We start from the raw sequence: 10,260 nt of genomic DNA, 5'->3' as shown, positions 1-10,260 counted from the left end.
CCGCGAGAAGCGTCAGGCAGTCTTCCCAATCCCGGGGCCACCCGGAATAAAATCCCCGACCACCCCGGCCACGGCCATCATGTCGGCGGGCTCCAGCTCTTCCACGATCAGCGGACCATCGGCGCGGGTGCAGAGCTTGCCCATCAGGTCGAGGATGTCGCCGAACTTCGGCTCCATGGGCAGGTTCCGGAAGTCCTTCGCCTTCGGGACCCGAAATTCGAGATGGGTAATGGTTTCCCCGTCACCCCAGTCGACGGGCTCTTTCAGCGTTACGGTCTGTGTCTTCTTTTTGCTCATTACCGGACTTCCTCTCCGCTGATACCCTCGAAGCGGACACCGATATTGCCCTCTTCGGTGTTGCCGGTGCCCTCGCCTGCATACCAGGCGTCGCGGAGCACGATGACCTTGCTGTTCGCGAGCTGCAGCGTGACCGTGGCGTCGGTGAGGTCGAGCAGATCCTCCAGCGCCATCTTGCCGCTATCGGTGATCTCGCCCTCGATGAAGGGAACCTGCGGCAGCTCCTTGTAGCCGTGCACGGCGTCGTGCCCGACGACGCCGTCCCGCTTCGGGCGGCCGATGTTGTAGGTGTAGGCGCCCTTGGCCTGATAGTTCACGCCATTGATCGCCAGATAGATGATGCCGCCGACACGCTCAGCCATGATGGATACCTCCTATCGGTCGCCGTCAGAGACGGAACTGGATCTGCGCGGCGCCGACCATGAACTGGTTGATCAGGTCAGGCGGCAGAAGGAAATTGAGCCGGTTCGGATCGCCGCCATCCCGCTCGACGATGAGGTCGGCCTTGAACTGGTCGAAATCCTCGACCAGCGCGAGCTCTTCCATTTCGCGGAACCACCCCAGGGCCTCCGCTTTGCCGAGCTTCGGCGTGATGATCGCCTGCCCCTGGCCGTAGCGCTTGCCGTCGTCGCCCAGCTTGTGACGCGGGTACCGGGACAAGATCCGGTTCCGGAAGCTGTAGCGGAGATACATCAGCGTAAGCATCGTGGTGACGTCGAGATAGGCGGTGTCCTCGGCGCCCGCCGCGTTCTGGCTGTAGGTCGTGATCGGCCGTTCGATCCGGACCACACCGCCGGCGGCGACCTTGGACGTCGAGATCCCGTCGTAGAGCAACAGGTTCCGTTCCTCGATGGTCCAGCGGACGTCTTCGGCCGGCGGCAGCACACCCTCAAGGGGCAGTGTCTGGAACGGCCGGGCCGGATCGATCTGGCCGTAATAGGCCACCACGGCGGCGACGGCAGCGGCATAGGCGTCCACCGGCGTCGGGCTCTGATTGGTCGCCATGATGGAGACATGCTGGCTGTTGCGGCTGTCGCCCAGGGTGCCCAGCCCGGAGTGGCTGGCATTCGATGCCGTAAAGCAGACGCCATCGATCATCCGGACCGGCCCGAACCGGTCGCTGAGCTCGCTCTCGACCGCCGTCAGCGACGTCGCGTCGGTGTAGGGCATGGCCCAGATATGGAACCACTCGTCGCCCATTGCCGCGATGAGATCGTCGAGCACGGGGTTCGAGGTCCCGTTCATCATGGCGCCAATGGTCACGGTGAGACCAGCCGGAGTTTCCTCGCCGTCCTGGTAGTTGACCCGGACGTCGTAGCCGTTGCCGACCTCGCCGTTGTGGCGATAGGTGAGGTTGACCTGCGTGTCGTCGACGCCGTCGACCGCCGCGGTTACCGGGAGGTCCGCCTTGGCGTTGATGGCTGCGGCGACATTCGTGGCGGTGTCCGCATTGGCCTCCGCTGCCGCGACTGCGACCTGGACACGGTTGCCACCGAGATAGAGGTTGAGCGTGCCCGGCGCGCTCACGGCACCGCCGAACTTGACGGTGCCGCCGGCGGCTTGTCCGGCCGGATTGTCATCGAGCACCCCGACCCACGTCTCCGTCCAGGTGTTGTTCGCGAACCACGACATCGCCATGCGATGCAGCATCGATCCGCGCCCGGCGATGTCGATGAGCTGATCCGCCCGGGTGACGCGATGGAGGGTGTTGGCCGCGGCGGAGCCCGAAGACGTCTTCTGGCCGATGATGAGGGCCCGGTACGGTAGCAGCGCCGGCCCCTGAGATGCACGCGCCGACGAGAATTCGGCATAGACGAACGGCACACGCGTGTTCGCCGGGACCTGTTCGAAGCTGATCGGCATCGTGCTACTCCTTTGCCTTCGTGGGCTTCGGCGGGCGCGCCGTCACGACGTCGCCATCGCGCAGGCGCCGACGCCAGTACGGCGTTTCCGGCACGTTGCGGCCGACCTCCGGGATATGGTCCATGGTGCGGGGATCCCGCACCTTGATCTCGCTGTTCGCCGGCTTCACGTACATCGTCACCCTTCCGGTCCGTCTAGCCCGTCATCGAGGCTGTCATGTGCCGCATCCGCCGCATCCTGTTGCCCTTCGATGTTGTACTCGATATCGGCTGTCTGGAATTCGTCCATGTCGACATCATTGGCGTCAGGTGCATAGGTGTAGTACTCGACGTTATACGACAATTTCGCCACTCCATAAAGTCTGTCGCCGTCTGGCAAGACATCGATTTCGGTCGATTGTAGCCAGACGTCTACTCCGGCCTCACCGAACTCGATGCCGCCCAGGGTGTCGTCGCCGTGAATGGCGATCTCGATCTCGTGCGCCAAGCTGTCGAGCTGTTCATCAATGGGCGGCAGCGTCTCGTCGAGTGCGACGAGGCATTCGATTGCCAAGACGAGGTTTCGTTTCAGGCGCCGCGGCGCCGTCATGTGACTGCCGTCCGCGACGGTCTCCGACATCGTGTAGACGATGACAGCCGGGAGCTCCTTCGGTCGCATCGCGATGAACCGCGTCTTCTCGACGCGATCCCCGGCGCCGGTCTTATTCATGAGCTGCGCCTGGACGGCGTCCCGGATGATCTGTCGGGGATGCGGCATCACAGATACTTCGTGTTATGCAGGATCAGACGGCAGCCGCCTTGACCGTCCTTTTCCGGCTCGATGACCCGGTACTCGACTCCGTTGACCACGACGTGGCCTTGATCGGCTTCCGGATCCACGGGCAGGTCGGCGAGCCGGACGAACAGCATCGGTGTCGACGACATGATCCCTGGATTGCCGGCGTCCTCGCGCTGATACTGGGCATCGAATACCCCGACGATGTCGCTGGAGACGTCATCTTCGGTGATGTACTGGCAACCGATCCCGAGATGATCGATCACCGTCAGGTCAGCCGCTGTGATGAGACCAGGCCAGATATCGGGCATCTACGATAAAGGGCCGGCCGGATATACCGGGCCGGCCCTTCCCCTCGGTTCGCGGGCACTCAGGATCCGTCAGGCTTCGGCGACGGTGTTGACCCCGTTGAGCCGCACCATTCCCGTCGAACTCGGGTTGGCCGCGGCGGCGGTGGCATTGCCGATGAGGTAGTTGCCGGCCGTGCTCGCGGTCGTGGCCTCGGCATTGTTCGGATCCCAATAGATCGCCTCGCCTTCCGCCCAGGCCTGCGCGCTCACCTTGGGCAGCTCCATGATGCCGTTGACCTTGCCGCGGAAACCGTCGCCGGCCTCGGCACTGCCAAGCGCGATCACGAACAGCCCGCCGATGACATACCCGCCACCGCTCGTGACCCCGCCGGCCGGGGCGGTCAGATCGAGGATGTCGCCGGGCTGGATGTAGTTTGTCGCCATAACTCAGGCCTCCAGGTTAAGTTCGGTACCGCGAGCCGGATCACGCGCCGGGGTTCTTCTGCACCCCGCGCCAGTCCCGGGCGCCGACGCCGTAGTCGAGCCGGACCTTCCACTCCACGCCGTCGACGCGCCAGCCGTCCATCATGTCGAGGAACGGCTCCTCGATGCCGTCCAGGAAGACGACCTCGATCACTGGCGCCGTGCCCGGATCCGCGAACAGATACCAGGGATTGCCGTCCAGGCGGGGCGTGTCGACGATGTCGGAGAAGAGCCCACGGACCTTGTTCGGGACCTGGAGCTTGTTCACGACATCGACATCGTACTGTGCGTCGTTCACGACGCGGGCCTGACCGCCGAGACTGAGAGGTCCCAGCCAGATCGCGGGCCGGAGGTCGATGTACTCGGCGCCCCACGGATCCTTGAGCTTGCCCATCTGGACGCGCGCAGCCTCGAAGGTGGCCACAGACGGCGCACCGGCCGTGGTCGAGATGTTGCCATGATCGGCATGGAACAGGGCCTTGCCGTCGCTCATCGTCGGGCCGGCGCCAGCATTCTCGGCGAGCAGCCCGTAGACATCGACTTCGACGGAGAGGCGTGCCGCACGGCCCAGCATCGCTGCCAGATCGTTGAAGACGCCCATGTCGTCGTTGATGATGGTCTGGCGGGACAGGTTGATGACGTTGCCCACCGTCCCGGCCGAGATCAGCTCCTTCTCGGCGTCGCGGATCTTCTTGTTCTTGAACTCGCCGTTCTCCATGACCTTGTCGAGCCGACCGAACATTCCCATGCGGTACTTGTTGTGCGGTCGGAAGTCGGAGACCTGGCCGCGCTTGCAGAACCGGGTCCAGGTATCGGGCTGCGTCGCATAGGCCGCCTGCAGCGTCTTGTGCATCACGTTCTCCAGCGCGACGCCGAAATCCGACGTCGACTGCGTGATGCTGGACCGGTGCGTGAACGACAGACCCACCATCTTCTGCCGGTCCATGCCGCGGGTCTTGACCCCGGCACGCTCCAGACAGTCGCGCGCGATCTCGCTCAGCGTCATGCCGCGGAACTCGCCGGCATCAAGCTTCACCGTCTCGCCGCGGGCCTTCGCCGCATCCGTGATCAATCCGGTGAGACCGGCGCGCGTGATGATGCTGTCTTCGACGCCACGGATCCACTTCTCGCGCTCGTCTTCCATGACGGACGCGTCGGCGCGCTGGCTCTGCGTCTGCACCTCTTCGGACTTCTCGTGGAGATGGTCCAGCGCGGCGGTGCGAGCCTCATCGGCCGTGATATCGCTTTCCTTCCAGCTCCGCAGCGTCTCGTCGTCGATCTTTGCCGCCCGCGCGATCTTCTCCAGATCCGCGATCCGTTGGCGCTCCTTCTTCAAGGCGTCCCTCGACGCCTCGTTGCGCACGGCGTTGAGGTCGACCGTCTCGGGCGTCGCCGGCGTTTCCGCCGGGTTGGCGCGGGTCTTGTCGGCTTCCTTGGTCGGATCGTCGGTCTTGCTCATGTCACCTTCCTCTGTCCGCGTGACGAACTCACAATCGTTCGGCGCGGTCTGATCCGTGCCGCGCATCTGCGCACCCGGGTCTGCACCCATCGGCACAATCGACACTTCGTAGGGCTCCCAGTCGACAGCCCGATAGACGGGGGTCTGACCATCGCCACCCTCGACTTGTTCCATCTTGTAGACGCGGTACCCCACACTGACATTGCGCAGGATCCCGTCTCGCACGTCCTGGAAGATCGGCCCGACGTCCTCGCGCTTCGAGAACCGGGCGGTGCAGATCCCGCGCTTCTTCTCCAGCGATGCGCCCTCGATGACGCCGACGACATCGCGGGCATCCCATGAATTGTGCGCATTGAGCAGTGGGGCGCCGCCCGACGTCAGGCGGTCCATCCGGACATGCTTCGGATCGAGGCTGAGCTCTTCGTAGAAGTCCTCGCCGAAGAAGCGGCGGCGAAGAACGCGGGAGCCGGTGGTCCAGACCATCTCGACGGTGCGCTCGTCGTCATCGGCCGTATCGGCCCTGATCTCGACTTCACCGCGGTAGAGCGGAGGGAGTTGGCGGCGCTTCTTGTCTGTAGCAGTGTCGGACATACCGTGCATCGCTTCGCGTCACAACATTGACGCGATTATATTCAGCGATCACAGAAAATCCACAGAGAATTTTAAAGCTTCATTCGTCGCTTTTGGCTTCATCGGTCGTGCCATTGTCGGCACTGCCGTTGTCGCCGCCGGTATCGGAGGGATGACCTTGCTGTGAGCGATGCCGCGCGTCGGTGTCGAGCACGATGCCGAAGCGGTCCAGCATTTCGAGGTCGTCGGCATACTCCTGCAGGAATTCCTCCGGGTCGTAGCCCATCTCGCGGATCGCCTCGCTGAAGGTCTTCACGCCGTTGCGGACCGCGCGCTGCAGGGCAATCATCTCCTTGTCGGGCTCGATCATCGGTGGCGGCGGCGGCGTCCATTCCGCGCCGGGCAGCGTCACGATCCTGCCGGCGAGCTCCGCAGCCTCCATCGCCCATGACCAGGCGCCATCACAGAACTGCGGGATCAGCATGTCCCATTGCAGTTCGCTGATCGTGGCCCGGAACTCGATCCGCTCCATCCGCGCCGCGCTGAACGGCATGTTCTGGAAATCGCCAGTCAGCGCGGAGTACGGCACCCCGAAGCCCGCCGCGACGGCGCGAAGCGACGTCTTTGAGAAGGAGGCGTGATCGGAAACCTGTGGCGGTTCGCCGAAGACGATATTTTCGCCTGGCGCCAGGCGCTGGATCATTCCGGGTTCAAGCGTCTCAATGAGAGGATCCTCCTTGTCGGTCTCGCCGACCGGGCTGCCGTCTCCGTCGACATCGGTCACGAACGCCGAAAAGCACGCCGCGATCTTCTGGCGCATCAGCGTGGCGTCCTCATACTCGTCGAAGTCCTTGAGCCTGAGAATGATGGGCGCGTACCAGGAGACGCCGCGGACCTGGCCGATGCGGTCCGTCCGGTAGACATGCAGGATGTCCTCAGCGGGCACACGCTTCGACACGAACGATCGCTGTGTCCACCGCGCCGTGGCGCCGGGATGCTGTTCGAACAGCCAGTAGGCGACACGCTTGCCCCGCTTGTCGTACTCGACGCCCTGGACGATGACGCCGCCGGACGGCGCCGGCGACAGGTCCCGGCTCATGTCGAGATGATCGGCCTCCAGAAGCTGGAGCTGGACCGGGATGTCCTGATCACCCATCCGAAGCCAGCGGCGGCGGATCAGGACCTCGCCATCCTGCGCGATGGTCCGCACCGCGGCTCGCTGCATCGCGGGGAAGTTGAGCCGGCCATCCCAGTCGCATGCCTTCGGATTGTAGGCCCATGCATTCCAGAGCTCGTTGGCCCGCTTCTTCACCCTCGCATTCGGCGTGATCGGCTTCGGAACTATGCCCCAGCCGACAACATGGTTCGACACGATCCGTTTCGCATGCCGCGCCCACGGGTTGTTGCGGTCCAGGTCTCGGGAAATGTTCCGGAGCCGCGTCAGCGCCGGCGCGTTGGCGGCGTTGGCGTCGCCGGACGGTCGCCGCCAGTTCTGGGTCCGCCGTCCAGGCGTCGCCGCCTCGAAGTGCCGCTTCGCGATGACATCCGCAGCGGCTCGGGCGCGGATCCTGTCCAAGCCCCGCGCCGGGCTGAGCCGCAGGATGAAACGATCCAGGCCGGTGACCTTCATCAGACGCCCTTTCGTGTCGTCGCCAGCGTGTAGGACGGACGCCCGCTCAGAGAGCGCCGCATCTCCCCGAGCAGATCGCGCATCTCCTTGAGGTTCTGATAGGTGACGGTCCTATCGGCGTACTTCACCGTCAGGACACCGGAGGCCACAGCCTTTTTCAGCGCCTCGTACTCTTCCTGCGTCCAGGCCATTCATCGTCTCCGGTTAAGCCAGCCTTTGCGACCCCTGAGCCAGCCGTCGCGTCGATCCCGTTTCCGGTCCGGCTTCGCGTCGTCGCGCTCGTCCGATGTATCGTTCGGAGCCTCAGCCTTCACGCTTCGGATCTCCACGCGTCTCCAGTCATCCTCGCGCCACCTATCGATGCCTACGACTGCTGCCGCTGCACGTGCATACACTCGGCAGTCAAGATAATGGTTTTCTCTGCCGGATATCAATTGCCATTCGAGGCTCACAAAGCCTCCCTTCGTTTTTTGCGCCACAAGCTGTTCCGCCGTAATCTCCTTGAAGTAGGTCTCGCCGTACTGCGGGAAGTGGCAGTAGCCCGCTGGAAATTCCTCGTCGTCGGTCGGGGCCTCCAGTCGGAGCCAGCCGTAGAGTTCGGTCTTCATCAGGTGCGCCCCGATAGGCCAATACTTGTAGCCGCGCTTCATCTTCGTACCGCGAACGGTGACATCGATCTTGCGCGGCGCCTCGACCATGGTGTTCTGTCGCGGCTGCGTCCGGATCGCCATGACGCGGTTCATCGGCTTCTTCCGCGCCCAGGGCAGCACCAGGCTTGTCCAGGTGTTGGCATCGACGGCCAGCATCGCGATCCGCATCGGCGTCCCGCTCTCATGCTCGAACTCGCGCTCCAGAAGCGCGTCGAGCTGCTTCCAGGTCTCCGCGACCGCCGGATCGCCCGGGATGACGTCGGCCTCGATTGACCAGTTCTCCTTGCCCGGGCCCCAGCCGTCGACCTCGTAGACGAGGCGGTCCTTCTGGACGTCGACACCGGCGGTAAGCACGCACACCGGCTCCGGGACCGTTCCGATCTCGTAGCCCTCGCGCCGGTCGTAGAGTGTCTTCCAGTCCGGCGCGTCACCGCGGTCGTGGAAGGTCTCGCCGAGCACGGTATTCACGAAGACGCGGAGCTTTTCGGTGTCGCCTTGGGCGTCGACCCACATCTCCGCGATCTCGCCCCAGGACAGCCAGCCGACCGGGCTGTAGAGCGACGACAGATGGTAGCCATGGACGGTGCCGCCGGCTCCGGGGTTTTCGGCCCGCCATTCCCCGTTCTCTAGCATCCACGTCTTGTGGTGCTCCGGGATCTGCGCCTCGCAACCGATGCAGACATAGACAGCATCCGCTGGCGCCAGACCGAACCTGGACCATTTCAACTGATCGAACCGGAGCGCCTGCATCTCGCCGCAGTGCGGGCACGGCACATAGTAGCGGCGCTGATCGCTGCCCTGATAGGCATCCTCGATGCGGGACCGGCCGGCGACGGTCGGCGTCGAGACCTTCATCCGCTTCTTGCGCGCGAATGTCCGCTGCCTGGCCTCGGCGAGCTTGATCGGATCGCCTTCGTCGTCGATGTTGATCGGGTAGCCGTCGATCTCGTCCAGCAACAGATACCGGGCCGGCATCGAGCGCAACCCCACCGCCGAGTTCGCGCCGGTGATGATGCAGACCCCGCCCGGGAACTCTTTCGACAGCATGGTGTTGCCGCTGTCCCGCGCCTTGGCGTCGGCAACCTTCGCGCTGAGCTCCGGAGTGTCTGCGATCAGTGGCTCAAGCCGCTGCCGGCTGTAGCGCTTCGCCAGATCGACCGTGGGCTGCACCGTCATCAGCGGGCCCGGGGCCTGATCGATAAAATAGCCGATGGCGTTGAGGATGCATTCCGTCCCCCGACCTGTGCACCCTTCATGAACACGACCTCGATCACCGGCGAGTGCGTCGACATATCGTCCATGATGTCGGCGAGGTAAGGCGTCCGCTTCGTCCGCCACCGGCCCGGCTCCGCGGAGGCCTTCTGCGGCAGGATCCGATGCCGGTCCGACCACTCGCTGACCGACATCACCGGATCCGGTTTCAGCCCGGCACGAAAGGGCCGCCCATAGGCGGTTTCAGCCGTTGCCAGCATCCGCCAGCCCCTCCAGCGCCTTGCGGAGCTCGTCGGCGAGCAACACGTTGACGCGCGCCGGATCGACTTCCGCAGCGAGCAGTGACGAGATCCGGTCCGGGATCGACAGGATCGCATCCCGCGTTGCCCTGGCCGTCTCGAACGCTTGCCGCTGGACCTCATCGACCGAGACCAGCTTCCCGGCTTCACGCTCGTAGTCGAGCTTGCGCTTTCTCGCGGCCCAGATCTTCTCGATCCGTTGAGCCTGCGTCAGCGTCAGGGTGTCGTGGACCTCTTCGTCTTCGCCGAACTCATCGATGTCGATCGGAGCCGCATCGGCTCGGTCGCCCTCCGCCTTTCGACGGGTCTTCTTCGGCGCCGTCTCCTTCGCGGTCTTCGCCTTCTTCGGCGCCTCGCCTTTCCGGTGACCGGCTAGCTTCTCCGCTGCAGCGCGCCGCTCCGGCGTGCTCCGGTACTGGGTGTTCTCCAGCCACTCGGCATCGGCCTCAGCCGCGCTCCGGATCTTCTTCCGCCCCTTGTCGTCGATCTGGAGCGACTTCGACAGCCGTCCCTCACGGATCGCCCATTGCACCGCGCCCTGTGTGACGCCGCGGTGCCGCGCATAGGCTCTGATTGAGAGAGGTCCGTCTTCTGCCATTCCTGATGTCGTCAATTGTCTCTTTTTGCAGCGCAACGCTTCAAACGACAACACCGTATCTCAGGGTGACTAGCGTGACTAGCAGGCTGCGACTAGAAAAAAATCGGGCTTCGAATTACCCGTAATTTCAAGGGT

12 protein-coding genes and 1 pseudogene are annotated in these 10,260 nt (G+C 64.2%); all 13 read right to left on the bottom strand.

The window, feature by feature from the left end; translation table 11 throughout:
- Window positions 1-12: 12 nt before the first annotated feature.
- The 13 genes and pseudogenes from HW532_RS22175 to HW532_RS15680 all read right to left on the bottom strand — a co-directional run bounded on the left by HW532_RS22175 (window position 13) and on the right by HW532_RS15680 (window position 10,125).
- On the bottom strand, window positions 13-297 hold the full coding sequence (locus HW532_RS22175; protein ID WP_246479182.1) for a phage tail assembly protein: 285 nt from the start codon (window positions 295-297) through the stop codon (window positions 13-15).
- Window positions 297-659 (bottom strand): phage tail tube protein, encoded by a 363-nt coding sequence (locus tag HW532_RS15735; protein WP_213161369.1) that lies wholly within the window; start codon window positions 657-659, stop codon window positions 297-299. The genes HW532_RS22175 and HW532_RS15735 overlap by 1 nt, the downstream gene beginning before the upstream one ends.
- A 25-nt stretch (window positions 660-684) precedes the next feature.
- On the bottom strand, window positions 685-2,160 hold the full coding sequence (locus HW532_RS15730) for a phage tail sheath subtilisin-like domain-containing protein (protein WP_213161368.1): 1,476 nt from the start codon (window positions 2,158-2,160) through the stop codon (window positions 685-687).
- Between the two features lie 4 nt (window positions 2,161-2,164).
- Window positions 2,165-2,335, bottom strand: a complete 171-nt coding sequence (locus tag HW532_RS15725; protein ID WP_213161367.1) for a DUF2635 domain-containing protein — start codon at window positions 2,333-2,335, stop codon at window positions 2,165-2,167.
- A gap of 2 nt (window positions 2,336-2,337) precedes the next feature.
- Window positions 2,338-2,868 (bottom strand): hypothetical protein, encoded by a 531-nt coding sequence (locus HW532_RS15720; RefSeq protein ID WP_213161366.1) that lies wholly within the window; start codon window positions 2,866-2,868, stop codon window positions 2,338-2,340.
- A 47-nt stretch (window positions 2,869-2,915) separates the two neighbouring features.
- Entirely contained in the window at window positions 2,916-3,245 is a 330-nt protein-coding gene (locus HW532_RS15715) for a head-tail joining protein (protein WP_213161365.1), read from the bottom strand.
- A 69-nt stretch (window positions 3,246-3,314) separates the two neighbouring features.
- Window positions 3,315-3,668: a DUF2190 family protein gene (locus tag HW532_RS15710; protein WP_213161364.1), complete on the bottom strand. Its 354-nt coding sequence runs from the start codon at window positions 3,666-3,668 to the stop codon at window positions 3,315-3,317.
- A 40-nt stretch (window positions 3,669-3,708) separates the two neighbouring features.
- On the bottom strand, window positions 3,709-5,757 hold the full coding sequence (locus tag HW532_RS15705; protein WP_213161363.1) for a prohead protease/major capsid protein fusion protein: 2,049 nt from the start codon (window positions 5,755-5,757) through the stop codon (window positions 3,709-3,711).
- A gap of 79 nt (window positions 5,758-5,836) precedes the next feature.
- Window positions 5,837-7,366 carry a phage portal protein gene (locus HW532_RS15700; protein WP_213161362.1) on the bottom strand — a complete coding sequence of 510 codons (1,530 nt, stop codon included), beginning with the start codon at window positions 7,364-7,366 and terminating at the stop codon, window positions 5,837-5,839.
- Window positions 7,366-7,557 carry a phage head-tail joining protein gene (locus HW532_RS15695; RefSeq protein WP_213161361.1) on the bottom strand — a complete coding sequence of 64 codons (192 nt, stop codon included), beginning with the start codon at window positions 7,555-7,557 and terminating at the stop codon, window positions 7,366-7,368. The genes HW532_RS15700 and HW532_RS15695 overlap by 1 nt, the downstream gene beginning before the upstream one ends.
- Entirely contained in the window at window positions 7,558-8,649 is a 1,092-nt protein-coding gene (locus HW532_RS22470) for a terminase gpA endonuclease subunit (RefSeq protein WP_343068669.1), read from the bottom strand.
- Window positions 8,650-8,688: 39 nt separating this feature from the next.
- Window positions 8,689-9,308, bottom strand: a pseudogene (locus tag HW532_RS22465) (phage terminase large subunit family protein); the annotation flags it as partial.
- Window positions 9,309-9,471: 163 nt separating this feature from the next.
- Window positions 9,472-10,125: a hypothetical protein gene (locus HW532_RS15680; protein WP_213161359.1), complete on the bottom strand. Its 654-nt coding sequence runs from the start codon at window positions 10,123-10,125 to the stop codon at window positions 9,472-9,474.
- Window positions 10,126-10,260: the final 135 nt, after the last annotated feature.

This window comes from Kaustia mangrovi (assembly GCF_015482775.1).
GTDB classification, from domain to species: domain Bacteria; phylum Pseudomonadota; class Alphaproteobacteria; order Rhizobiales; family Im1; genus Kaustia; species Kaustia mangrovi.
Note: the sequence above shows the minus strand (reverse complement) of the source record. Positions and strands in the feature narration are given on the sequence as shown.

Bases quoted from the DNA above. Each gene is read 5' to 3' on its own strand.
- HW532_RS22175 (WP_246479182.1), bottom strand. From the start codon at position 297: ATGAGCAAAAAGAAGACACAGACCGTAACGCTGAAAGAGCCCGTCGAC.
- HW532_RS15735 (WP_213161369.1), bottom strand. From the start codon at position 659: ATGGCTGAGCGTGTCGGCGGCATCATCTATCTGGCGATCAATGGCGTG.
- HW532_RS15730 (WP_213161368.1), bottom strand. From the start codon at position 2,160: ATGCCGATCAGCTTCGAACAGGTCCCGGCGAACACGCGTGTGCCGTTC.
- HW532_RS15725 (WP_213161367.1), bottom strand. From the start codon at position 2,335: ATGTACGTGAAGCCGGCGAACAGCGAGATCAAGGTGCGGGATCCCCGC.
- HW532_RS15720 (WP_213161366.1), bottom strand. From the start codon at position 2,868: ATGAATAAGACCGGCGCCGGGGATCGCGTCGAGAAGACGCGGTTCATC.
- HW532_RS15715 (WP_213161365.1), bottom strand. From the start codon at position 3,245: ATGCCCGATATCTGGCCTGGTCTCATCACAGCGGCTGACCTGACGGTG.
- HW532_RS15710 (WP_213161364.1), bottom strand. From the start codon at position 3,668: ATGGCGACAAACTACATCCAGCCCGGCGACATCCTCGATCTGACCGCC.
- HW532_RS15705 (WP_213161363.1), bottom strand. From the start codon at position 5,757: ATGTCCGACACTGCTACAGACAAGAAGCGCCGCCAACTCCCTCCGCTC.
- HW532_RS15700 (WP_213161362.1), bottom strand. From the start codon at position 7,366: ATGAAGGTCACCGGCCTGGATCGTTTCATCCTGCGGCTCAGCCCGGCG.
- HW532_RS15695 (WP_213161361.1), bottom strand. From the start codon at position 7,557: ATGGCCTGGACGCAGGAAGAGTACGAGGCGCTGAAAAAGGCTGTGGCC.
- HW532_RS22470 (WP_343068669.1), bottom strand. From the start codon at position 8,649: ATGCTAGAGAACGGGGAATGGCGGGCCGAAAACCCCGGAGCCGGCGGC.
- HW532_RS15680 (WP_213161359.1), bottom strand. From the start codon at position 10,125: ATGGCAGAAGACGGACCTCTCTCAATCAGAGCCTATGCGCGGCACCGC.